This window comes from Rhodococcus globerulus NBRC 14531 (assembly GCF_001894805.1).
GTDB classification, from domain to species: domain Bacteria; phylum Actinomycetota; class Actinomycetes; order Mycobacteriales; family Mycobacteriaceae; genus Rhodococcus_F; species Rhodococcus_F globerula.
This window is the reverse complement of the sequence record NZ_BCWX01000004.1, coordinates 497,479-519,062: the sequence shown is the minus strand read 5'-3', so window position 1 is coordinate 519,062 and position 21,584 is coordinate 497,479. Positions and strand designations below refer to the sequence as shown.

Below are 21,584 nucleotides of genomic sequence, written 5' to 3'. Positions count from 1 at the left end.
CAGTCTCCTCGTTCAATGTCTGGCAAAACGGGGAGCGCTACTCGGCTACTTGGCCCAGCACAGCCGCTCCCATTCCGAGGGCGACTGCATCCTCGACGAGGGCTGCTCCCAGTGCCGGAACTCGCTTCGATGCCCACCCCCGGTACGCGTGGCCTGCATACGAGCCTGCCACCGCCGAGGCGGCGCCGATTGCGATGGCAGGGGCGACGGGTTCACTCTGGGCCCGAGCAATCGCGTAGGCGGCGGCGCCCCCGGCTGCAGCTCGTGCGGTCAAGGACGGAGGCGCGAGCCGAGATGGTGTCGTCGGGAGTTTGTCCATGACGAACTCGCCACCGATTGCAACGACGGATCCACCGATCGACAGTCGTTCGTAGCGTGTGCCCCGGAACCTGAGCAACAGGAACGTGGTGATCCCGACTGCGCTGCGAAACCCGCTGGCCTTGCCGATTGCGGCGTAGAGAACTGCAGATCGAATGTTCATGAAGTTTAGTATGTCCGTTTTTGCTCTTCGGTGGAGCCAACTTCGAACTTCGCACGATGATCGATGAACGGCCTATTCGTCAGCTGCATCGGTCGCGTCCAGTAGTGCGACGAGGGCTCGATGGAGTTCTGCGATTTCGCGGCCGCCCTCACCTCCGAGAGCATGTGTGTTCTCGTGGTCCAGCTGGCGAACGATCTCTTTGGCTTGCAAGGCAGTTCGGTGACCCTCTTTGGTGAGATCGAGACGAACAGCGCGCGCATCGCGGGTATCGCGTTCGCTCGAGACGAAGCCGCTGCGCTCCAGCGCGCGTACCAGTTTGGAGATGTAAATCGGTTGCAGTCCAGTCTGTTCGGCGAGTTCGCGTTGGCTCGGTCTTTCGCCCGCACGGACAAGGCTGTGAAGGGGTGCGAGTACCGAGTATTGAGCGTGCGTGAGGCCGAGATGGGCGAGCGCACGGTCGACTCCCGCGCGCCAGCGCAGGCTCAGGTGCCAGACGAGTGCTCCGGTTGTCCATGATTCGCGGTCTTGCATGAAAATAGAGTACATGGCTACTATTTGAAAATAGAGTACATGGAAACTATTTTGAGGAGACGTCATGCCCATCACGCCTGTGCTCGACTCGAAAATGGCTCATCGGGAATCGGGTGACGGTCCGCCGTTCGTGCTGCTGCACGGTAATCCCACGTCGTCGTACCTGTGGCGGAATATTCTGCCGTCGGTTAGTGCCCTCGGCCGCGCTCTCGCCCCCGACCTCATCGGGATGGGAGAGTCCGGTAAACCCGCGATCGACTATGGCTTCGTAGACACCGCCCGCTACCTCGACGCCTGGTTCGACGCCTTGGAACTCGACGATGTTGTGCTCGTCGGACACGACTGGGGCGGGGCACTGGCATTCGACTGGGCTGCGCGGCATCCCGATCGCGTCCGAGGGGTCGCCTTCCTCGAGGCGATCCTCCGTCCGATGACGTGGGCCGAACATTTTCCGGGTGACGCCAGGGCGCGGGTCGAGGCATTGCGCACTCCCGGAACAGGTGAGGCGAAGGTGCTCGAACAGAACTTCTTTCTCGAGGTTGCCCTCGACAAGACCGTGCTCAGCGGACTCTCGGACGGCGATGCGGCTTCGTATCGTGCTCCGTACCCCACATCCGAGAGTCGCCGGCCACTGCTTGCCTGGCCGCGGGCATTCCCCATCGAAGGCACCCCGGCGGACGTACACACGCGGGTGGCGTCGTACGGAAAGTGGCTCGCGGGAAGTAGCGATGTACCGAAACTCCTGATGACGTTCAACGGCCCGTCCGAACTACTCATGGTCGGCCGCGACGAGATCGAGTGGAGCAGATCGAATATTGCCCACCTCGACGTCGTGGAATGTGGACCCGCCGGCCACCTCGCACCCGAGGATCGGCCCGACGCGATTGCCTCCGCCATCGTGGAGTGGACCAGGCGCCACCGCCTGGATTGCTGACGCGAAACGGGCTCGGATGTTTGGCTCTCGTGTTCGGGGTACTCGCTAACGCATGCGGCTCGGTGTTCTCGATGTCGGTTCGAATTCGGCGCAGCTTCAGATCGTGGAAGCTACTGCAGGGGCGCCGCCACTACCGCTGCACGCACTGAAAGCCGCAACAGGTTTGGCTGAGTCGATCGATGCCAGCCAGTGTCTGGACGGCAACGGAATAGAGCGGGTGTGCGACGCGGTGACGCAGTCACTGGAGGCTGCGCGGCATTACGAGGTTGATCAGATCTATCTCTTTGTCACCGCTGCGATCCGCGATGCGGCGAACCGGGAGGAAGTTCTGGATCGTGTGGCCGCGGAGTGTGGATTACGTCCACAATTTCTTACCGGCCTGCAGGAAGCACGTTTGACGTATTTTGCCGTGCACCGCTGGTATGGCTGGTGCGCCGGCAGATTGCTCGATATCGATATCGGTGGCACGACAATGGAGATCACGCTGGGGCGCGATGCCGCTCCGGAGTTGGCGGTCTCGCTCCCGCTCGGCGCCGGACGGCTGACTCGCACCTTCTTCGACACGGATCCGCCGCCGAGTAAGCAAGTCAAAGAACTGCGTCGGTACGTACGTTCCTCCCTGCGTGAGACAGCGGATCGTCTTCTGTGGGAAGGGAAACCGCAGCGGGTTGTCGGTACGTCGAAGACCTTCAAGCAATTGGCGCGACTGGCCGGAGCGCCGCCGCAGCGAAAAGGACCGTTTGTGCGACGAACATTGTCGCGCAAGGATCTTCACGGTTTGGTCGCACGGATGGCGACAATGACGACCGATCGTCGCGCCAAACTGCAGGGTGTGGCGCGATCGCGCGCTCACCAGATTCTTGCAGGCGCTATCGTGGCTGACGAAACGTTGTACGCCCTAGACGTCGATTCGATCGATGTGAGTCCGTGGGCCCTACGCGAAGGCGTCATCCTTCAGCATCTCTCCGCCGTCCCCGATCCACAGAATGATCTTCCGCTCCAAGTGTTGTCTCCGAAGGTGCACGTGGACAAGGCGGTAGTCACGTCATTGCCGATCACCGAATCGTCACACGACCGCACTCGTTGACCAGGCGATCACGAATCGCGAATCGAGGAGAAGAAGACATGAACAAGACCATTGCATCCGTCGCGATCGTCGGCGCTGTTGTCTCTGCCGTCGCGTGCGGTAGTGACGATACCGACCAATCCACCAGTGACGGTAATGATTACGCTACGCAGCAAACCGCCAGATCGCCGGCGCAGAGAACAGATGAGAGTAAGCCGACGGCGTCACCGACTGATCTGGGAATGATCGATCAAGCAAAACTTGCGTCGTTTGTTGTCGCCTTTCGAGCCGGCTACTCGGAACTGACGCAAGATCGCGACGACAGCAGCATCGAGCTCATCGTTCTCCAGTCCTGCGACGACATTGGGAACGGAGTGGACGAGCAGCAGGTCACGGATGAAATCCGAACGCTCGCTGCACACAACGGCAATGAACCCACTCAGGATCAAGCAGAACGGATCTACGACATGGTCACCCCCGCCTGCCCGGGATGACCTGACTCCCCTCAGTCCGAGGTCAGGAGTCCGCCGGCCCGAGACCGTATACGGCATAGGCTGCTCGGATAACTGGTTGTGCAACATTGCGCACCCTCACCCCGCCAGGGGTTGTGCCACGCTCGGTTCCGGCGTGAGCGTGCCCGTGGAGTGCCAGATCGAGTTGAAACTCGTCGATAGGTTCGCCGAGGAGATACGACCCGAGGAAGGGGTAGATCTCGGGCGGTTCACCGTGCAGGGTGTCGCTGATCGGCGAGTAGTGCAGTAGTGCGACGCGTATATCTGCCTGGAGCGAAGACACCGCTGATCGGAAGCGTTCGGCGACGTCGACGGTATGGCCGGCGAACTCCTTCATTTGTGGTTCTCCGAACACGCTGGCGCATTTACCTGCGAATCCACCACCAAATCCTTTGGTGCCTGCAATCCCCAATGTTTGTCCGGCAATGTCGATGGTGACAGATTCGCCTTCCAGAACAGAAATCCCTTGCGCAGTAAGCGTATCCGTAACGTCTGAGACGGCATTGCTGTGGTAGTCGTGATTTCCGAGCACTGCGATTACCGGGATTCCCAGGTCTGCGAACTCGTCGGCAACAACCTTCGCCTCATCCCGGCCTCCATGTCGGGTGAGATCGCCGGCCAGCAACAAGACGTCCGCGTGGGTGGATACCATGTCGAGTGCAGGCCGCAACTCGCCGTGTGAATCTGCGCCGAGATGCACATCGCCGACCGCGGCGACCCGGATCACTGTAAGTCCTCGTAATCAGATTGTGGTTCAGCGGAACTCACGACATGGATGTCGTTGCAGACGGTAATGTCGGGGGCCAACTCCGTGACTACCGATTCTAGTTCCCGCTTTCGGGCGAGACTGTTCACTTCACCGCTGAGGTAGATCTTCGATCCTCGAATCGTCACCCGCACACCGAGTTCCGATGTTCGTGGATCTTCGGCGAAAGCTCGTCTGATGTGTGCCACCAGGTATTGCGGAAGTTGCTCTTCTGCCTTCATCCTCCCTGCCTCCATTCGCTTGCCTATTTTGTCGCAGCAATCTCGAGATCGTCGAGGAGCCCAAGAAAGGCCCGCGCATACGGCGAGGCTCGTGTCTGGTCGACAACTTCCGGCCAGTCGACTTGCTCTCGTAAATCGCGCGCGATCTGGAGCATGGGAACGAAGTCGCAACGATGAGCATCGAGGACGTTCAGTTTGTCGATCATCAAGTCCGTCGCGCCGACGACGGGTGCGACAGCGGAACCGACCCGCATAGACGTTGCCCGGTCCAGGAACTCGTCGGTGATGTCGCGCCCTGAGGCAGAGAAAATAAGGTCGACGAGTACGTCGCTGTCGTACACCTTTGCCAGCCAATCTTCGGGCGGGTTAACCGGTTTCATTCCGGTCTCCCGTAGTGCGTGCAATGCCGGAGTCACGTCCTGCTTGCGCAGGAAGATATCGACATCGTGCCCCGATGGTGGTCCGCCGCGTGCATACACGGCACAACCGCCCGCAACAGCAAATCGAATTTCAGCTCTTGCCAGTGTGTTCACCGCTCGGGTCATAGTCTGCAACAGATCGTCCATGCTGGACCTGTCGTGGGTGGAGACGGGGGGAGGCGGATGCCGGGATGGTCGTGTCGTCATTTTCAGGAGGTACCCGATCTCCTTCCGGCGAACCGTGTGGGCTCGAGTTCGCCGACGAAATCGACCGACCGGATCGAATGCGTTCTCGGAGTTCTCACCGCGCGGACAGTGGGTCGAAATCGCTCGGTTCCTCGACCGTTGGTGTGAAAGCGATTTGGTCCCAGTGTTACTGGGGGTGAAGCTTCCATAGAGGATACGTCTGACCAAGTCTGGGTACCACGATCAGACATGCCGTCGAGAGCACCGACGGCTTCTGACGAGGGAGACGCTCATGGCTACCTGCGAAACGTGCGGTAACGAGTACGACAAGACGTTTACAGTCACGCGTGGCGAACGCACTGCCACCTTCGACAGCTTCGAATGCGCCACCCAGGCAATGGCACCACAGTGCGCGCACTGTGGATGCCGCATTCTCGGACATGGAATCGAAGCGGAAGACACGATGTACTGCTGCGCTCATTGTGCTCGTCAAGAAGGTCACAACAAGGCAGCAGACCGCGTAGGTGCCTGAATCGGCACACGCCACTAGGCTAGCGCCAGATCAGGCCTCGGGGATCTCCCGGCCGTAGTTCTCGAGTGTGATGCTGTCGGGATCGGGTCCACCGCGTACGCCGGTGTCGAGGGCATCGATCGCAGCAAGCTGGTCGCTGGTGAGGTCGAAGTCGAAGACGTCGAAGTTCTCGGCGATGCGGGTTGGCTTTGTCGACTTCGGGATAGCGGAGCGACCTTGCTGCAGATGCCACCGCAGCATCACCTGGGCTGCCGACTTACCATGCTGCGCAGCAATATCGAGCAAAGTCGGATCGTCGAAGGTGCTCTTCTCGCCGCCGCCGTAGGAGGTGATGCCGCCGATCGGCGACCAGGCCTGCGTCACGATGCCGTGCTCGGCGTGGAGGCGCTGCAGTTCCTTCTGCTGGAAGTACGGGTGAAGTTCGATCTGATTCACGGCCGGTACGACGGTTGTCTCGGCCAAGAGTCGGTCGAGGTGTGCGGGCATGAAATTGCTGACTCCGATGGCCCGGACCTTGCCGTCGGCGAGTAGCTTCTCCAGCGCCCGGTAGGCGTCGAGCGCGAGGTCGAAACGGCTCGGCAGTGGCTGGTGCAATATCAGGAGGTCAAGTTGGTCGACGCCGAGCTTGCCCGTCGCCTTGTCGAACGCGTGGAGGGTGGTGTCGAAACCGTAGTCGCTGATCCAGACCTTGGTCTCGATGAACACCTCGTCGGAGTTGACGTCGGAACGCTTGATACCTTCTCCGACCTCACGTTCGTTGAAGTACGCGGCGGCAGTATCGATGTGCCGGTAGCCGGTGCGAAGGGCCGACTCGACGGCGGAAACCGTGACATCCGGTGGGGTTTGGAAAACGCCCAGCCCGATGGCCGGCATTTCCACGCCGTTGTTCAGGGCGATCGTATTTTCAGGCATGTTTTCACCGTAGGGATGTTTTGGCGGAGGTGACAGGTACTGGCGTTAACCCCCAACAGGTTGCCTGGATGTCCGGACGGGCCACTACACAGGTTGTTGAATCATGTTGTTTTCCGCCTAGGGTGTCGCAATCGCGATAGTTTCGTTGAACACGTCGACGGAAAGCGAACATGCCATGACCTCGGATCGGGTTGCGACGGATTTCGACCCCGCATTGAAGCTCGCACGATTCCTGCCACGCACCGTGATCACTCGGCGCACTGCGGGACTCCTCCGTCGACTCACCGGATTAGGAGCCCTGGTGCCGCCAAAAGGCGGGGATGTTGTCCGCTGCGACGCGAATGTTTCAGTCCGGGTATTCCGACCCACCGCGCCCGATATCCCCAGGCCGGGTGTGCTCTTCATCCATGGCGGTGGATATGTCATCGGCAGCGCAGCGATGGGGGATGGAATGTGCCGGAACATCGCCGCGCAATTGGGTGCTGTTGCAGCGTCGGTGGAGTACCGGCTCGCACCGCATCATCCGTATCCTGCCCCCTTGGAGGACTGCTACCGCGCACTGCGGTGGTTGGCGGATCAACCTGACGTCGACGCGAGCCGAATCGCTGTCGTGGGGGAGAGCGCCGGTGGGGGCTTGGCCGCTGCTCTGACTCTGCTGGCCAAAGAACGCGGTGAAGTGCTGCCCGCATTCCAGTTGTTGTCGTATCCCATGCTCGATGACCGGACAACCAAACGAACAGACTTCGACGAGAGCCGATTCAGGGTGTGGAGTCCCCGCAGTAACCGCTACGGATGGAGCGCGTATCTCGGATCGTCGATCACGGATGTGCCGCCGTTGGCCGCGCCCGCACGGTACGAAGATCTCACGGGACTCCCGCCGACGTGGATCGGCGTCGGAACACACGACTTGTTCTACGACGAAGACTTCAACTACGCCAAGCGGCTCATCGACGCCGGCGTTCCGTGCACACTGTTCGAGGTACCAGGTGCCTACCACGGCTTCGATCAGATCGAAGCCCGATCGACCCCGGCGCGTAACTACCGCCGCGAACAGCTGAAGGCTCTAGCTGCCGTCCTCTCCACTTAGGGAATTTGACTGCACGGCACCTACTTCGGTTCTGGGCTATCGCCTTTCGATTCCGCAAACCATGCGGCAACTTGTGTGCGCGAGGTGAAGCCGAGCTTCACCAGTAGATGCTCGACGTGGCCCTGCGCGGTGCGCGGCGAGATCACCAAGCGGGCTGCGATCTCCTTGTTGGTGAGACCGTCAGCCACCAACGCGGCGACTTCGAGTTCGCGTTTTGTCGGCCTGCTCGACGGGCCGTTAGTGGAACTTCGTGGGCTGGTGCGTTCCTCGCCCAGTGCGTAGTCGACAGCGTCGCGGAACCGAAGGTCGGCGCCTTTGCTACGCGCATTGGTGAAGGCTCGCTCGCCCAGCGCGAGTCTGACTTTGCGTTCACAATCGTCTTGGAAGACGGCCATGCTCGGCACGACAACAGACGAACCTCCGACAGACCCGCTCGCTTTCTCAGCGGCGCCCATCAACATGGCTGCGCGTCGGGCATCCTTGCTGTCGATCGCGACCCACGACAATGCTTGCAGGCACACGCTGGCGTTCAACCGGTCATTGAGGTTGCGGCCCAATCGCAATGCCTGCTTCAGTAGTCGAGATGCCCGATCGCCATCGCCGTGCTTCCAGGCCGCAACAGCCAGCGTCCACAGGACGTACGACCGATACACCGTTTCGCCGTGTTCCTCGGTAATGGCAAGTGCGCGTTCGTTGTATTCGATTGCCCGGTCGGTGTCATCCATCAGTTCGAGCACCATTCCGAGTGTCAACATGGCAGTTACCTGGAAGGGCAGGTTCTTCTGTTCGGTGAACAATTGAGCAGCCTTTTCGAGGTGGATACACGACTCGGCAAGATCCTCGTTGAACAAGGCAAGATAGCCCTCTGCATGCTGGAGATAGGCGTTGATCAGCGGGTCGGTCGACTGGCCGGCGAGGACTCGCCCCTCCTTGACGAGTGCTTCTGATGTTTGAATATCTCCCTGGACCGCAGACAAGAGGCTTCCGGCATGAATTGCACTGGCACGCTCGATGGTTGGCGGGCCCATTCGATATTCGCTGAATCTCCGTAACCATTGACGGCCTTCGGTGATTGCGCCACGAGCGAGCCAATAGGAAAACAGGGCCGTTGTGATCCGAGTGCCGATTTCAGGACTGTCGGACACACAGAACTCCAAAGCCTCCCGCAGATTGGACTTTTCCCGAGCGATAGTGGTGATCAACTCGATCTGCCGAGGACTGATCCAGTCGGTATCTGCTGCGAGCGCGAGAGCTTCGAACCAATCCCGGTGTCGGCGACGAAGTTCCGTGTACTCATGCTCTCCCGCTTCTTGTGCCTTCTGTCGCCCGTAGTCACGGATTGTCTCCAGCATCCGGAAACGCACGGTGTTGCCCGACATTTCACGGATCAGTATCGACTTGTCGACCAGAAACGTCACGGCGTCGAGCACGTCCGTCGGTGTCAGCTCGCCGTCGCAAATCTGTTCTGCGGCTTTGAGTTCGAATCCACCGGAGAACACCGACAGTTGCGCCCACACTGCTTGCTCCATCGGAGTGCACAGGTCGTAACTCCAGTCGATGCACATTCGCAATGTCTGTTGCCTTGACGGTGCGTCCCTGCTTCCACTGGTCAACAAGGCGTATCGCTCGGAAAGTCGCTGCAGGATTTGTGTGGGCGACATCGCCCGCAATCGCGCCGCTGCCAACTCGATCGGTAGCGGGAGCCCGTCCAGTTGCCTACAGATCGACGCGATGGCGACTTTGTTGTCCTGCGCGAGTTCGAAGCCCGGCACAACTCCGGAGGCGCGATCGACGAACAGTCGCACGGCATCGTTACTCGGTGCGCCCTTCGGTAGGTTGTCAGGATCGGGGACCGGTAGTGGGGGGACAAGGAGGACCGACTCTCCTCCGACTCCGAGTGGTTCGCGGCTCGTCGCCAGAATCCTCAGGTCTGGGCAGGCGCGTAGCAGGAATTCGGATAGCTGCGCCGCTGCAGTAACTACCTGTTCGCAATTGTCGAGTACCAGCAAAAGTTCTCGTTGAGCAAGGAACTCGGCAACCATCTCCCGGACGGGCTTCGCAGACCGGTCTTGTATCCCCAGGGTGCGTGCCACAACACCTGGGAGCAGCGATTGCTCCTGCAGCTCCGCCAACTCCACCAGCCGGACGCCGTCGGCAAAACTGTGTTGTGTCTTGGCGGCGATCCGAAATGCGAGTCGAGTCTTTCCCACACCACCGATTCCGGTCAATGTCACCAGTCGCGCGGTCGTCAGTAGGTTCTTGGCCGTGGCGAGTTCGGTACGGCGGTCGACAAAACTGGTCAGCTCGAGCGGGAGTCCCCCGGTGCGATCCGTTGGCGGAGGAATACTTTCTTCGGGGTACTCGTTTTGCGGATGACCCTGTGCTGTGGGCGATGGGACGGATTGCGTGCGTGCAGGTTCGGAGTACAAGGACATTTCATCGACAGGCAGACCGTGGCGGCGTTGTGCTTCGCGGAGTTGTTGTCCTAGCTCCTGTGACGACGGGCGGGTTCCCGGGTTGGCGGACATGGCTCTTTCGATGAGAGCGCCGACGTCGTCCGGGATGCCGAACTCGCGTGGGTTCGGAACAGGCTCCGACGTAACTCGCAGGAACTGGGCGACCAGTCGTTCACCACTGCGACGTTCGAAAGCAGCGTGTCCGGTCAGTGTGGCGAATAACGTAGAGCCGAGACCATAGACATCCGCTGCGGAACTCGGCGGCCCGCCGGTCACGATTTCGGGCGCAATGAAGGCCGGTGAACCCGTGACAATGCCTGTGCCAGTTTCGAATCCACCGGCAAAATGAGCGATGCCGAAGTCGGACAGCGCCGGTTCACCGTAATCGGTGAGCAGGATGTTTCCGGGCTTGACATCTCGATGCAGGATGCCGAGTCGGTGCGCGGACTCCAAGGCGCCGGCAATCCTCACACCGAGGCGCAGTGCTTCACCTAGTGGGAGCGGTCCGTGCCGTCGGATCAGGGTGTCGAGGGAATCTTGGGCGTAGTACGGCATGACGATGAAGGGCCGTCCGCTACCGGTGACGCTGGTTTGAAAAACATTCACGATGTTGGGATGTCCGGTCAGTCGGCCTGCTGCGCGCTGCTCTCGAAAGAACCGTGCGCGGTTCTCCTCGTCGAGGTCGGTGGTGAGAACCTTTACTGCCACGGTCCGGTCGAGCGACGGCTGCCGACAGCGGTAGACGACGCCAAAACCTCCACGGCCGATCTCGGTAGCGTCCTCGAACCCGGACGCAGACAATTCCGCCGCGACCGAACCTGTCGCGTCGAATTGCGTCGCGAAGGGGTCGACATCGGTCATGGACTACATCGATCCACCTGTGCACGTCGCGTGGAAAATCCGACGAAACTCACCTATCGATGATGGTCCCTCAAAGCCCCCGCTCGCCACCCCCACGGGCACTTTGTTGGAAATTCAAGTGAGTTGCCACAGCGCAGAGTCACGTTGCGGCAACTTTGACGGCAAACGCACTCAGAAGTGCCCCGGTGACGAGGCGCTGGGCTGCCATGACCCGAGGATGATGACGAAGGTACTCGGAGACCGATGACGCAGCGAGAACTATCGCTCCGTTGATCGCCACAGCAACGGTGATTTGAACTAGTCCCAACTGAAGGAATTGACCTAGCACCGGTCCGTTTTCGGGGTGCACGAACTGAGGGACGAGTGCCGCATACATCAGCGCGATCTTGGGATTCAAGATGTTTGTCACCAATCCCATGGCGAACAACCGGAAAGGGGAGTGAGCGTCGAGTTCTCGTGCCTCGAACGGTGAGCGCCCGCCTGGTCGCAGCATGTTCCACGCGAGATATGCCAGGTAGACGGCGCCGACGAGTTTGACGGTCGTATATGCGGCCGGGACCGCCGCGAACAGCGCGGACAGTCCTGCAGCGGATGCACCCAGGTAGAAGACAAATCCCAGAGCGACGCCGCCCAGCGAGACCAATCCCGCGCGCCTGCCTTGTGAGATGGAGCGCGACGCGAGGTAGACCATGTTCGGGCCGGGGGTCAGCACCATTCCCAGCGCGATGAGCCCGATCCCGACTACGGACGCGATGGGCAGCATGTTCTCTCCTCTGTACTCGTTTGTGGACTTCGACTAGTTTCCGGTGTGAGCACTGTCCACGTCCATCGCATATTCGAGAACTATTTCGTGAAGGATTGCTTCATGGATGAACTAGCCACGCTGCGCGCGCTCCAGTCGGTCAAAGAGCATGGGACAGTGACGGCTGCCGCTGCAGTTCTGCGGCTGAGTCCGTCCGCGGTCAGCCAGCAGCTCAAGCGACTCGAAAAGGCGACGGGTCGATCCTTGTTGACGCCCACGGGGCGCAGAGTGGCTCTGACGCCCGAGGCTCATGCGCTCCTCGACGAGGCAGGTCCGGTGTTGAGTCGGTTGGAGGCCATTCTCGGTGTTTCGTCCGGTCGTGAGTCACAAGTTGTGGGCCATGTGCGTGTCGCCGCATTTACGACCGCCATCCGGCACGGTGCGCTGACGGCGATAGCCGAAGTTCAGGATCAACACCCGCAGCTCACCTGTTCACTCGCCGAGATGGACCCAGGCGAGGCGTATCGCGCCCTGTCAGCCGGGATGGTAGACATTGCGGTCACACATCATTGGCAAGGGCAGCAGGCGCCGGTGTATCCGGCGATCACAGTGAGTCCCCTTGCCGACAATACTGCCGACAATACTGCCGACGATCTGGTCGACGACGTTGCCGACGTAATTTGCCACCGAGACCATTCACTTCCCGAGTCGCCTGGACTCGAAGACCTCGCGACATACAGTTGGGTATCCACCGGCGCGGGCACGATTTGTCATTCATGGCTCATCCACATGTTCGCCCTGCATGGTCATCGGCCACGTATCACCGCAGAAATTTCCGACTTCGCGCTGCATGTCCCGTTCGTAGCCGCGGGTCTCGGGCTCGCACTGGTGCCCCGTCTGGGCCGTCCCGAATTGCCTGGCGAAGTTCGTGTTCTCGAGCTGGAAGATCCGCCGGCCCGCAAGATCGGCATCGCGCTGCGTACTCATCAGGTCAACGACAACGCAATATCGGTTGTCGGGGCTGCGTTACGATCACGCCTGCGCGATTAGGTCGAGAGTCTTTGTTTGCTAGGCGCTTTGGTGTACGTATCGTGACTAGTTTACAGCCCCGGTAGTCGATCCTTACGCGTATATCCGTTTGGCCGAACACTCTTTCGGGTAGGTCCGACATAGTGCAGCGATCCACTCAGACACAGGCATGCCTCCAGCAGAAGAAGGGACGGACGGATGGCTCGTAGGGACTCGCAACCGCAACTCAAAGACCAGGATCTCTACGAGAAATTGCGCGAGAAAGGAGATTCCAAGGAGAAGGCGGCGCGGATCTCCAACGCAGCAGCGAATCGTGGTCGTTCGAACGTCGCTAAAACTGGCGGTCGGTCCGCTTCGTACGAAGAATGGACCGTGGATGAATTGAAGACGCGAGCAAAGGAACTGGACCTGCATGGGTACTCGAAGATGAAGAAAAGTGAACTGATCGACGAACTTCGAAACCACTGAATTCTGCTCTTTCCGTTGAAGACTCGTGGTTTGTAATTGTCGAAGCCGAGGACCCCATGGCAAAAACGACCGTTCCGCCTCAATCTGCCGTCCTAGACACGCCCACTCTGGGCGTGGAGGAGGAATTCCTCCTGTGCGACCCGCTGACCAAACAGCCGAGGTTGCGCAATGCCGAAGTTGCAGCCGCAGGAAGAGACCTCGGTGTCGATCTTCAATTGGAGCTCACTCGCTGCCAGGTCGAGACCGCCACATCGATCGGGGGTCATATCCGCGACCTTCGGGATCAACTGCGTGAACTGCGCTTCGCTGCAGCAGACGCTGCCGCACACGACGGATGCCAGCTGCTGGCAGTGGGAACACCGTTCTACGATCCACCGCCCAACGAGACCACTGACACCTCGAGATATCAACGCATGGCCGGTGAATTCGGCGCTCTTACTGCGGGAGTGATGTGTGGCTGCCATGTGCATGTCGGTGTGGAGGACCGCAAACAAGCCGTTCGGATCATCAACCATCTGCGTCCGTGGTTGCCGACGCTCTTGGCGTTGACTGCGAACTCGCCGATCAGTGCCGGCATCGATACTGGCTATGCCAGTTGGCGTTACATCATGTACGGGCGATGGCCGAGCTGCGGGCCGCCGCCGCACTTCGAGTCCGTGAATCACTACGACGCCGCAATCGCCACGATGCTCGAGGCGGGTGTCATTCTGGACCCCCACATGGTCTATTGGGATGTTCGGGTCTCGGATCATCTTCCTACCGTGGAGATTCGGATCAGTGACATTCCAGCCACAGTCGACGAGACGATCACGTATGCCACGCTGGTACATGCGCTTGTTGTCACCGTGATGAAAGAGATCGCGACGGGCAGCCCGGCCCCGATCATCGATCAGGAGGTATTGCGTGCGGCGTGCTGGCGGGCCGCCCGGGATGGAATTGCTGGTCGAGCTCTCGACATGGATACCGTGCGCCTGGTGCCCACGCGTCAGCTGGTTCGGCGACTGCTGGATTACGTTGCGCCGATGCTGGCCGAGTTCGGCGAGCTCGAGCGGGTTACTGCCTCACTGGAGAAAGTCTTCGAGCAGGGTAACGGGGCAATGGTGCAACGCCGCACGCTGGCACGGTCCGGCATCACCGAGGTGATCGACGAATGCGCTCGTCGCACCGCGGAAGGGTGCGATCGGCAGACGGATATCGCGCTGTCGCCGTCGTAGTGTCAATCGGCACCGACTGTGCGGGCGGACGCTTGTCGAAACAGGTCGTCGAGGCGCTGCCAGCGAGGCTCTGCGCCGAACCGGTAGCGCGCTCGTTGGTATTGCTCATCCGCACCGGCTTTGTCGCCTGTCGCGAACCGGTAGCGAAACACGTCAAAGTCTATATCCGACAATGCAAATCGGACGATATCATCTGGTCCACGAAGCTGGCACATCACCTCCAGTGCGCTCGTGAGTGCGGCGCGCACAATGTCAGCAGTCGCGGGGATATCGGTCTCTGCGTCGACGGTCACGTGTGGTCCGATGCCGGAGGCGATGTTCTCGATCCGGCGTCGGTACTGGCAGTCCAGTTGCAGGTTGACGACGTCGACAACGTCGTCTCGCTCCCGTCTGAAGGTCAGTTTCTGCTTCCGGAACCCGTGCTGCTTGAGAAGCGGAACCGCACTCACTTCGAGGAGTGCGGCAAATGACTGCTCGGCCGTTGGCTGCTCCATTCGAACATGGTGGCAGATTGTCCTGTCAGCGGTAATTCGGGTTGTTGAACTCGGGAATCTCGATGCTGATCGGTCGAAGTTCGGACATGTAGAGCAGAACGAACTGTCGGAGTAGTTCGTCGAAGGTCCAGTAGGCATGTGGTGCAAGGGGTACGGGAAGGAGCCCTTCCCGTACCTTCACGAATGGACCCCATGCCGTTTCCAGGAGGGTGCTCCACACGGGTTCGCGCGGAATATTGAGCCAGTTGGCTATTTCGTTGCCCAGCATGAAGCGAGTCAACGCGCCGAGGATGGGCCGAGTGAGAAGTGTGAAATCGAGGCCCGCACCCAGATCGAGAAGAATGTCGGCGAGCTTGATTCCCTCGGGGGTGGGAGCCAAGATCGGGTCCAGCACTTGTGTGGCTTGAGATTCCGCGTCGTTCCACGTCGCGGGAATGTACTGATCCTCGATACCGAGAAGATGAGCGCTCAGTTGCCACGAATGCAGAAATCCGTCGGACTCGTCGGTGGGGACTTTCACGTTCCACGCGTTCAGGTTTCGCATGGCGGTAGTCGGCAAACTGTGCCAGGTGACCATCATGTCGTGCTGACTGATCGGAACGTCCTCCGGCGCCATGTGCGTCCAGTGCGGAGATTGAGGCAGCAGGTGCCGCACCGCGGCATGCACCAGTCTGGTCTTGACGGAGGTGACAATCATCTCGCCGTCAGCCTGAAATGCGTTGCGAGAACCGATGTCGTATCCCAACTTTGCGGTTTTCGAGATGCGGTTCTTCATGTTCGCTCCGCCTTTGGAGTAATACACTGCCAAGGCCTCTTTGGGGATGACAGTGCTCATCATTCCGCTGGCGAAGCCATAGAGAACACCGAGGTAGAGACCTCGTTTCTCATTGAATCGCACGGCCGCCGCGAGCTTGTTCTGATCGGTCCACGACGGTAGCTGCCGCGCTTGTTCCATGAATTCGCGGAGGTCGGACGGAAGTCCCGCTGGCAGCGGCTGACCGTTCTTCTTCCAGGTACGCAAGAGTTCGTTGACCTTTGGAACGTCACCTCGGTCGAGGAGAGATGCCACGAGCGGGTCCGCTTGGGTGTCCCATGTTTGTCTCGGATCTGCACCGTTCCCGGTTCCTGGCACCGAACCCGCTGGTGACCAGTGCCACGGCTGCGCACTGGCTGGTGCTGCGAGCGCGCTGAGTGCGCCGAGTGCTCCGAGTGTGCCGCCAACTCTCAACACATTGCGCCTACTGAGATCGTCCATGTCGTTACTCCCGGTTAGTCCGATGAAGCAATGAAACAAATCATGTATCTCCGTATCATTGGTAGCATAGCGTGATGGGCGCCACAAGTGTTTTGTCTGATTTTCCACCTGCGCACCCTCGTGGCAAGAAGGAGTGCATGTGACCCGCAAGGATCCCAATTCGTCTGCCTTGGAATCGATTACGTCCCTCGGGAGTGTGATGGCAGGCGAAGCTCCAGGCAAGGAAGATCGCTCTCGTATCCGGCTACTCGATGCGGCCCACGAACAGTTCTGCAAAGTGGGAATTCAGCGCACGTCGATGGAGGACGTGGCCCGCTCCGCCAACCTGTCCCGAATCACCGTCTACCGGAAATTTGCCACCAAGGATTCGCTCGTCGAGCAGGTTGTTCTCCGGGAGTTCCGCACATACTTCGAACAATTTCTCGTTGATATCGAGCTCGCGGAGACGGTGGATGATCGAATAGTTCTGGGGTTCGTGAGCTCGCTGCGTGCGATTTCCAACAATGCACTGATCTCGGCGCTCATCGACGCCGGCCCGCACGTACATGGATCGATCGTCGGTGATAACGGACGAACGCTCGCAATGGTGCGGCAGTTCGTTGCTTCGCAACTCCGCAGGGAACAGGGCGCGGGCACTATCGCGGACGAGGTGGATGTTGATCTCGTGGCCGAGATGTTCGTCCGAGTGACGGCTTCCTTTCTGATGATTCCCAGCGAGGCCGTCAACCTTCATGACGATGCGCAGATGGAGGCACTAGCACGGCAATTCCTCGTGCCGATGATCAAAACGCAGTGTTCTGAAGAGGGTCATTAGCATCTACATGGCGTCGAGCACCATCATCATTGCTGTTGCACGAGCACGATTTTCGATGGTGTCGACATGGAATCCGATGTGGTGGGAAAGCTTCGCCAAGCGGTGAGCGACGCTGCTGTGGTGAAGGTGCAGGCAGTCGGCCGCGGCTCTCAGTGTGCCGGATCGCAGGTACATTCTCAGTGTTTCCAGCAGTTCGGTCCCGTCCTTGGTTTCGCGAAACTCTCTGGCGCGAACCAGGTCCGGAATTCGGGTGTGATCGATCTTTGTGCCCGGTGCCAGGAGGTTGAGAGCGCCGAGATCGTCTGCGTTCACAATCGGTGTGGTGGCCGATGATTGACTGCGGGCGAATCGCGCCGTGCCGATGAGTGTGTGTATTTCGCAAGCGGCAGCAGCCAAAGATATTCCGGCGCGGACAGGCATCACTTTTGCGATTTCGGAGAATTCTGCCAACGAGATGAATGAACCCGTCACAAGATTCAGGTATTCGCCGTCCACTTCGATTCCAGTAGCTCGACCCGGCGTCGAATCCTTCGAGAATTGTAGGCGCGCAATTTCATTGGTTGTGGACACGATGACACGCACTGAAGCGGCAGGGGTGAGGCCGAGTCCCGCGCAAGACGTCAATACTGCTAGCTCGTCCATCGGGAAGAGCAGATTGTGAGTGTGTTCGGCTTCGGTCAGCAAGCGTCGGGGCCGCAAGATGATCGCGGCGGTCAGTGCCATCCGGTCGACGAGCATCTCGTCGAGCGGCAAGTTCGCACCGGGCCGCTCGATCCATACCGTGCCGAGAACCTCGTCGTCGACGGTGATGTCTCTGATGATGCTTGGCGTGAGCTGGGGTTCTGGTGACCAACGGCCGTGAGGGTCACAACGGCGTAGATTCTTCTTGCTTCGGCCGTGTTCGGCGATCTCGATACCCGCAACACAGTCCGCCAACTGGGCGCTTGCGCGGAGAAGCGATGCTGTGTCGGCACCGTGCCGCACGAGGGCATCGAAGTAGTCGATGACGCGTACCAGGCCTGCCGAGTTTGCATCGAGCTCGGCAAGCCGGTACATCAATCCTTGCATCTTGCAAAGCTACGAGACTGGTGACAACGCGCGCAAGCCTCGCTGCAGTGCGCTGAACGCCTCGGCGCTGCTTCGTTTGGTTACCTCTGCAGTTGTGACGAGACCCGAACCGTGAAAGGTGCCGGGAAAGGAGTGGAGTTCGACGCTGACACCCGCCTGGAGTAGGCGAAGGGCGTACTCGATTCCTTCGTCACGGAGTGGGTCGAGCTCCATAGTGCACAGGTAGGTCGGGGGCAATCCTCGGAGATCGGTGGCGCGGGCCGGAGCGGCGTAGATCGAGACGTTCGGATCTTCGGGCCCCGAATACGATTCGCCGAGGTAGTACTGCCACGAAAGGATCGCGTTTGGGCGGTTCCACAGCGGAGTGTCGACGAAGTTTGTCATCGACACCGTTGTCAGCCGGTCGTCGAGTTCTGGGATCTCGAGAAGTTGAAATGCGACGGGCACAACGCCTTCATCTCGGGCTTTCAGCACTGTTCCGGCGGCAAGTCCACCGCCGGCGCTCTGGCCACCGACGGCGATGCGGCTGGGATCGATTCCCAGTTCTTCGGCGTGTGCGTGGATGTAGGCGAGCGCGGCGTAGCAGTCGTTCACGGGGCCGGGGAAGGGGGTTTCCGGGGCGAGTCGGTACTCGACATTGGCGACGGCAAATCCGAGTTCTCGCGCAACCTCAACGCAAAATGGATCAGTGGATTCGGCTGTGCCGATGGCGAATCCGCCGCCGTGGATCCAGAGAAGTACGGGGATCGGACCTGTGGCGGCAGCCGGAGTGAAGAAGCGAATGGCGACCTCGGGATCGTCGTCGATTCCGGGAGCAGATAGTTCGCGAAGCGTGACTCCGTCGAACGACAGGTCAGCCAACATGGTGCCAATTAGGGACTCGAAGTTTGCCCGTGCAGCGGGTAGGTCGGCGAAGGTGACCTTTGGGAGCATAGTGACCGCTGCGGCGAGTTCGGGGTCGAGAGTGGGGAATGATGTCATGCACCCATCATCGAGTGCGGTGTGTCTCACGTCACCAGCGGCTTGTAGGGAATTGTCGGACCTTCATCCGACGCCCGTCGGATCATCCTAGGATGACGCTGGTGGGCACACTACATCTCGTGGTCGATTCGAGCGATTCGGAAGTCGGGGCCAGGATCGGTGGACGCCCGCCCCAGGTTTTTGACGGACAGCCGATTCTGCAGACGCACGAGTATCTTCTGACGCTTGCGGCACATACGGCGCCGTGGCTCGGTGACCGAGAGCTTTCGGTATTCGTCCGTCGCGGCTTCTCCATCGGCGACGACGACCTCGAATACCCGGGCATCGGGGTTCGGGCAGTATTGCATCCGCCGTCCGCTCGTAGTGCGGCATCAGCCGGAAGACATAGTGGGTTGGGGAGCGCCGCCTTGATTCAAGTTCCCGCAGACGACGAGGTGATGCCGTTGGTACTGATCGCGCCGCAACCGGTACTCATACAAAATGAACCGTCGTATGCCGATGCCGTCGAGGCGGACGGGCATCGCTTCCTGTTCCAGATCAATGAAGAGGGGTGGCCGGTGGTTGCCGAGCCGCAATCCGAGTTCGTGGAGGAATACCTGTTTGGCTACGGCTCGGTGTATTTCTACGGGAGCGCTGACGCGACCGGGCTCGCCGATGAAGTCGTGCCGGGATTTCTCGACTTCTGAGCTGCCCGACGACCCTTCTGCCGATACCGTGGGCAACGTATTCGACCGGCGGACTTGTCCTTCGAAAATTAGTTTCGGAAGTTTGTCGATCGGCGTCTTTGCCGTTCGACGTGTAGACAGAGGGACCGAATGAGCGGTCCACAAACGAAGGAGATTCCCATGAAGTACATGCTGATCATGCGGTCCACCGACGAAGCCATCGAAGCGTCGAAGGACATGGATTTCGACGAAATTATCGCCGCGATGGGCCAGTACAACGAGTCACTGATCAAGGCGGGAGTCCTCCTCGCAGGTGAGGGCCTGGCGATGGAGGAGGGATTCATCGTCGATTTCGAGTCCGATCCGCCGCTCGTGTCCGACGGTCCGTACGGCGAGACCAAGGAGCTGTTCTCGGGCTTCTGGATCCTTCAGACCTCCACCAAGGACGAGGCTCTGGAGTGGGCTAAGCGCTGTCCGCTTGGACCGGGCAGCAAGCTCGAGGTTCGCCGTGTTTCGGAGATGGAAGATTTCGACCAGAGCAACGAGTACATCCAGAAGGAAGCCGGCTGGCGTGAAGAATTGGGTACGGATCGCCCTGTCTCGAGCTGAGTCGTGACTGATGATGCGGTGAGGAACGCCGTCGATGCGGTGTGGCGCATTGACGGCGCGAAGATCGTCGCCGCACTCACTCGTACTGTCGGTGATTTGGATCTTGCCGAAGATGTTGCGGGGCAGGCACTGCTCGAAGCGATCGAGCAGTGGCCTGCCACGGGCATTCCCCGCAATCCGGCAGCATGGCTGACCTCCGTCGCCACGCGGCGCGCCATCGACGGGTGGCGTCGACGAGAACGCCTCGACGAGCGATACGCGCACTTTGCGCGTGAGCTCGACAACGATGCGAATCGGTTCGACGAAGACGGTTGGGATCCGGATCGCATCGACGATGATGTTCTTCGGTTGATTTTCATGGCCTGTCATCCGGTCTTGAATCGAAAAGCTCAGGTGGCATTGACTCTTCGCGTGGTCGGAGGCTTGACGACGGAGGAAATCGCAAAGGCGTTCCTTGTGCCAACCGCAACGATGCAGCAGCGGATAGTGCGTGCGAAGAAGACGCTGACGGCGGCGAAGGTGGTCTTCGAAGTGCCTCCGCGGGATGAGTTCCCGAGTCGGTTGAGCGCTGTTCTCGGCGTGCTGTATCTGATTTTCAACGAGGGCTATGCCGCCAGTTCGGGAACCGAGTGGATGCGGACCGACCTCAGCAGTGAAGCATTGCGGCTGACGAGAATTCTTGCGGAACTTGTTCCGCGGGAACCGGAAGCACACGGGCTGGTTGCGTTGATGGAGCTGTCGGCATCACGATTTGGCGCACGCACCACCGCCGACGGTGAACCGATATTGCTATCGGATCAGGATCGGGCGCGGTGGGATCGGACCCAGATCACCCGCGGTCTGGTTGCTTTGGCGAGGGCGGACGACGTCGGGCGTGGTCGAGGGCCTTACGGACTGCAAGCTGGGATTGCCGAATGTCATGCACGAGCAGCAACTTTCGAAGAAACGGACTGGAAGAAGATCGTGCTGCTGTACGAGGCGCTGCAACAGCTTGCCCCATCGCCGGTCGTGGATCTCAACCATGCTGCAGCGGTATCGATGGCATACGGTCCGGCGCCTGCTCTCGAGTTCGTCGACAAGCTTGTTGCTTCCGGTGAACTTGCCGGATATCACCTGCTGCCCAGTGTTCGGGGTGAGTTGCTCGGCAGGCTCGGGCGAACCGAGGAAGCTCGTACCGAACTGCTCGAGGCCGCTCGTTTGGCCGGAAACGAACGTGAGAAGGCGGTGCTCATCGCCAAGGCGGACGCACTTCGTGACCGGCAAACCTGAGCGCGGGAACTG

24 protein-coding genes are annotated in these 21,584 nt (G+C 60.0%); 12 read left to right on the top strand and 12 right to left on the bottom strand.

Annotated features, from left to right (window positions below; translation table 11 throughout):
• Positions 1–37: 37 nt before the first annotated feature.
• Both RG2_RS23045 and RG2_RS23040 read right to left on the bottom strand, forming a co-directional pair.
• Positions 38–481, bottom strand: coding sequence for a hypothetical protein (locus RG2_RS23045; protein WP_033233766.1), 444 nt, complete (start codon positions 479–481; stop codon positions 38–40).
• A gap of 72 nt (positions 482–553) precedes the next feature.
• A complete protein-coding gene (locus RG2_RS23040; RefSeq protein ID WP_051730433.1) occupies positions 554–1,012 on the bottom strand; it encodes a MarR family winged helix-turn-helix transcriptional regulator in 459 nt (152 codons plus the stop codon).
• A gap of 64 nt (positions 1,013–1,076) precedes the next feature.
• Here RG2_RS23040 and RG2_RS23035 point away from each other — a divergent pair, with 64 nt between their 5' ends.
• The 3 genes from RG2_RS23035 to RG2_RS23025 are packed head-to-tail and all read left to right on the top strand — an operon-like array spanning position 1,077 to position 3,506.
• The gene (locus RG2_RS23035) at positions 1,077–1,946 is read left to right on the top strand and encodes a haloalkane dehalogenase (protein ID WP_033233765.1); all 870 of its coding nucleotides are present in this window, start codon (positions 1,077–1,079) and stop codon (positions 1,944–1,946) included.
• 52 nt (positions 1,947–1,998) lie between these two features.
• The gene (locus RG2_RS23030) at positions 1,999–3,033 is read left to right on the top strand and encodes a Ppx/GppA phosphatase family protein (protein WP_033233764.1); all 1,035 of its coding nucleotides are present in this window, start codon (positions 1,999–2,001) and stop codon (positions 3,031–3,033) included.
• A 38-nt stretch (positions 3,034–3,071) separates the two neighbouring features.
• A complete protein-coding gene (locus RG2_RS23025; protein WP_033233763.1) occupies positions 3,072–3,506 on the top strand; it encodes a hypothetical protein in 435 nt (144 codons plus the stop codon).
• A 22-nt stretch (positions 3,507–3,528) separates the two neighbouring features.
• Here the strand turns inward: RG2_RS23025 and RG2_RS23020 are convergent, their stop codons facing one another.
• Genes RG2_RS23020 through RG2_RS23010 form a run of 3 tightly spaced genes read right to left on the bottom strand, consistent with a single transcriptional unit; the run spans position 3,529 to position 5,077 of the window.
• A complete protein-coding gene (locus tag RG2_RS23020) occupies positions 3,529–4,251 on the bottom strand; it encodes a metallophosphoesterase family protein (protein ID WP_207787493.1) in 723 nt (240 codons plus the stop codon).
• Positions 4,248–4,511 (bottom strand): BON domain-containing protein, encoded by a 264-nt coding sequence (locus tag RG2_RS32435; RefSeq protein ID WP_033233762.1) that lies wholly within the window; start codon positions 4,509–4,511, stop codon positions 4,248–4,250. Before RG2_RS32435 ends, RG2_RS23020 begins: the two co-directional genes overlap by 4 nt.
• A gap of 23 nt (positions 4,512–4,534) precedes the next feature.
• Positions 4,535–5,077 carry a nucleotidyltransferase gene (locus tag RG2_RS23010; protein WP_033233761.1) on the bottom strand — a complete coding sequence of 181 codons (543 nt, stop codon included), beginning with the start codon at positions 5,075–5,077 and terminating at the stop codon, positions 4,535–4,537.
• Positions 5,078–5,408: 331 nt separating this feature from the next.
• Between RG2_RS23010 and RG2_RS32430 the strand changes: the two genes are divergently transcribed.
• The gene (locus tag RG2_RS32430; protein WP_033233760.1) at positions 5,409–5,648 is read left to right on the top strand and encodes a metallothionein; all 240 of its coding nucleotides are present in this window, start codon (positions 5,409–5,411) and stop codon (positions 5,646–5,648) included.
• A gap of 30 nt (positions 5,649–5,678) precedes the next feature.
• Here RG2_RS32430 and RG2_RS23000 read toward each other — a convergent pair whose 3' ends face one another.
• Positions 5,679–6,560, bottom strand: a complete 882-nt coding sequence (locus RG2_RS23000; protein WP_033233759.1) for an aldo/keto reductase — start codon at positions 6,558–6,560, stop codon at positions 5,679–5,681.
• A gap of 175 nt (positions 6,561–6,735) precedes the next feature.
• On the opposite strand from RG2_RS23000, the gene RG2_RS22995 reads away from it, so the two are divergent.
• On the top strand, positions 6,736–7,647 hold the full coding sequence (locus RG2_RS22995; protein ID WP_033233758.1) for an alpha/beta hydrolase: 912 nt from the start codon (positions 6,736–6,738) through the stop codon (positions 7,645–7,647).
• A gap of 20 nt (positions 7,648–7,667) precedes the next feature.
• Here RG2_RS22995 and RG2_RS22990 read toward each other — a convergent pair whose 3' ends face one another.
• On the bottom strand, positions 7,668–10,964 hold the full coding sequence (locus RG2_RS22990) for a protein kinase domain-containing protein (RefSeq protein ID WP_033233757.1): 3,297 nt from the start codon (positions 10,962–10,964) through the stop codon (positions 7,668–7,670).
• Between the two features lie 139 nt (positions 10,965–11,103).
• A complete protein-coding gene (locus tag RG2_RS22985; protein WP_033233756.1) occupies positions 11,104–11,727 on the bottom strand; it encodes a LysE family translocator in 624 nt (207 codons plus the stop codon).
• Positions 11,728–11,829: 102 nt separating this feature from the next.
• Between RG2_RS22985 and RG2_RS22980 the strand changes: the two genes are divergently transcribed.
• The 3 genes from RG2_RS22980 (at position 11,830) to RG2_RS22970 (ending at position 14,417) form a co-directional block, all read left to right on the top strand.
• Positions 11,830–12,756 carry a LysR family transcriptional regulator gene (locus tag RG2_RS22980; RefSeq protein ID WP_051730431.1) on the top strand — a complete coding sequence of 309 codons (927 nt, stop codon included), beginning with the start codon at positions 11,830–11,832 and terminating at the stop codon, positions 12,754–12,756.
• Between the two features lie 177 nt (positions 12,757–12,933).
• The gene (locus RG2_RS22975; protein ID WP_033233755.1) at positions 12,934–13,203 is read left to right on the top strand and encodes a DUF7218 family protein; all 270 of its coding nucleotides are present in this window, start codon (positions 12,934–12,936) and stop codon (positions 13,201–13,203) included.
• A 56-nt stretch (positions 13,204–13,259) separates the two neighbouring features.
• Complete coding sequence (locus tag RG2_RS22970; RefSeq protein ID WP_033233754.1) at positions 13,260–14,417, top strand: glutamate--cysteine ligase 2; 1,158 nt, start codon at positions 13,260–13,262, stop codon at positions 14,415–14,417.
• Positions 14,418–14,419: 2 nt separating this feature from the next.
• On the opposite strand, the gene RG2_RS22965 is transcribed toward RG2_RS22970, so the two are convergent.
• Positions 14,420–14,911 carry a DUF4304 domain-containing protein gene (locus RG2_RS22965; RefSeq protein ID WP_051730430.1) on the bottom strand — a complete coding sequence of 164 codons (492 nt, stop codon included), beginning with the start codon at positions 14,909–14,911 and terminating at the stop codon, positions 14,420–14,422.
• A 25-nt stretch (positions 14,912–14,936) separates the two neighbouring features.
• Complete coding sequence (locus RG2_RS22960; protein WP_033233753.1) at positions 14,937–16,166, bottom strand: oxygenase MpaB family protein; 1,230 nt, start codon at positions 16,164–16,166, stop codon at positions 14,937–14,939.
• 199 nt (positions 16,167–16,365) lie between these two features.
• Here RG2_RS22960 and RG2_RS22955 point away from each other — a divergent pair, with 199 nt between their 5' ends.
• Positions 16,366–16,980 (top strand): TetR/AcrR family transcriptional regulator, encoded by a 615-nt coding sequence (locus RG2_RS22955; protein ID WP_033233896.1) that lies wholly within the window; start codon positions 16,366–16,368, stop codon positions 16,978–16,980.
• A gap of 3 nt (positions 16,981–16,983) precedes the next feature.
• Here the strand turns inward: RG2_RS22955 and RG2_RS22950 are convergent, their stop codons facing one another.
• Positions 16,984–18,048 (bottom strand): helix-turn-helix domain-containing protein, encoded by a 1,065-nt coding sequence (locus RG2_RS22950; protein ID WP_230590102.1) that lies wholly within the window; start codon positions 18,046–18,048, stop codon positions 16,984–16,986.
• Positions 18,049–18,057: 9 nt separating this feature from the next.
• Positions 18,058–19,029, bottom strand: coding sequence for an alpha/beta hydrolase (locus RG2_RS22945; RefSeq protein ID WP_033233752.1), 972 nt, complete (start codon positions 19,027–19,029; stop codon positions 18,058–18,060).
• A 92-nt stretch (positions 19,030–19,121) separates the two neighbouring features.
• On the opposite strand from RG2_RS22945, the gene RG2_RS22940 reads away from it, so the two are divergent.
• From RG2_RS22940 to RG2_RS22930, 3 genes are all read left to right on the top strand, one after another.
• Positions 19,122–19,715 (top strand): hypothetical protein, encoded by a 594-nt coding sequence (locus tag RG2_RS22940; RefSeq protein WP_033233751.1) that lies wholly within the window; start codon positions 19,122–19,124, stop codon positions 19,713–19,715.
• 159 nt (positions 19,716–19,874) lie between these two features.
• On the top strand, positions 19,875–20,303 hold the full coding sequence (locus RG2_RS22935) for a YciI family protein (protein ID WP_033233750.1): 429 nt from the start codon (positions 19,875–19,877) through the stop codon (positions 20,301–20,303).
• Between the two features lie 3 nt (positions 20,304–20,306).
• Positions 20,307–21,572 (top strand): RNA polymerase sigma factor, encoded by a 1,266-nt coding sequence (locus tag RG2_RS22930; protein ID WP_033233749.1) that lies wholly within the window; start codon positions 20,307–20,309, stop codon positions 21,570–21,572.
• Positions 21,573–21,584 lie beyond the last annotated feature (12 nt).

Coding starts and splice junctions, on each gene's coding strand:
- RG2_RS23035 (WP_033233765.1), top strand. CDS start 1,077: ATGCCCATCACGCCTGTGCTCGACTCGAAAATGGCTCATCGGGAATCG.
- RG2_RS22975 (WP_033233755.1), top strand. CDS start 12,934: ATGGCTCGTAGGGACTCGCAACCGCAACTCAAAGACCAGGATCTCTAC.
- RG2_RS23010 (WP_033233761.1), bottom strand. CDS start 5,077: ATGGACGATCTGTTGCAGACTATGACCCGAGCGGTGAACACACTGGCA.
- RG2_RS22980 (WP_051730431.1), top strand. CDS start 11,830: ATGGATGAACTAGCCACGCTGCGCGCGCTCCAGTCGGTCAAAGAGCAT.
- RG2_RS32435 (WP_033233762.1), bottom strand. CDS start 4,511: ATGAAGGCAGAAGAGCAACTTCCGCAATACCTGGTGGCACACATCAGA.
- RG2_RS22985 (WP_033233756.1), bottom strand. CDS start 11,727: ATGCTGCCCATCGCGTCCGTAGTCGGGATCGGGCTCATCGCGCTGGGA.
- RG2_RS22945 (WP_033233752.1), bottom strand. CDS start 19,029: ATGACATCATTCCCCACTCTCGACCCCGAACTCGCCGCAGCGGTCACT.
- RG2_RS23025 (WP_033233763.1), top strand. CDS start 3,072: ATGAACAAGACCATTGCATCCGTCGCGATCGTCGGCGCTGTTGTCTCT.
- RG2_RS22995 (WP_033233758.1), top strand. CDS start 6,736: ATGACCTCGGATCGGGTTGCGACGGATTTCGACCCCGCATTGAAGCTC.
- RG2_RS22960 (WP_033233753.1), bottom strand. CDS start 16,166: ATGGACGATCTCAGTAGGCGCAATGTGTTGAGAGTTGGCGGCACACTC.
- RG2_RS22935 (WP_033233750.1), top strand. CDS start 19,875: ATGAAGTACATGCTGATCATGCGGTCCACCGACGAAGCCATCGAAGCG.
- RG2_RS23030 (WP_033233764.1), top strand. CDS start 1,999: ATGCGGCTCGGTGTTCTCGATGTCGGTTCGAATTCGGCGCAGCTTCAG.
- RG2_RS22990 (WP_033233757.1), bottom strand. CDS start 10,964: ATGACCGATGTCGACCCCTTCGCGACGCAATTCGACGCGACAGGTTCG.
- RG2_RS23045 (WP_033233766.1), bottom strand. CDS start 481: ATGAACATTCGATCTGCAGTTCTCTACGCCGCAATCGGCAAGGCCAGC.
- RG2_RS22970 (WP_033233754.1), top strand. CDS start 13,260: ATGGCAAAAACGACCGTTCCGCCTCAATCTGCCGTCCTAGACACGCCC.
- RG2_RS32430 (WP_033233760.1), top strand. CDS start 5,409: ATGGCTACCTGCGAAACGTGCGGTAACGAGTACGACAAGACGTTTACA.
- RG2_RS22965 (WP_051730430.1), bottom strand. CDS start 14,911: ATGGAGCAGCCAACGGCCGAGCAGTCATTTGCCGCACTCCTCGAAGTG.
- RG2_RS23000 (WP_033233759.1), bottom strand. CDS start 6,560: ATGCCTGAAAATACGATCGCCCTGAACAACGGCGTGGAAATGCCGGCC.
- RG2_RS22955 (WP_033233896.1), top strand. CDS start 16,366: ATGGCAGGCGAAGCTCCAGGCAAGGAAGATCGCTCTCGTATCCGGCTA.
- RG2_RS23040 (WP_051730433.1), bottom strand. CDS start 1,012: ATGCAAGACCGCGAATCATGGACAACCGGAGCACTCGTCTGGCACCTG.
- RG2_RS22950 (WP_230590102.1), bottom strand. CDS start 18,048: ATGCAAGGATTGATGTACCGGCTTGCCGAGCTCGATGCAAACTCGGCA.
- RG2_RS22940 (WP_033233751.1), top strand. CDS start 19,122: ATGACGCTGGTGGGCACACTACATCTCGTGGTCGATTCGAGCGATTCG.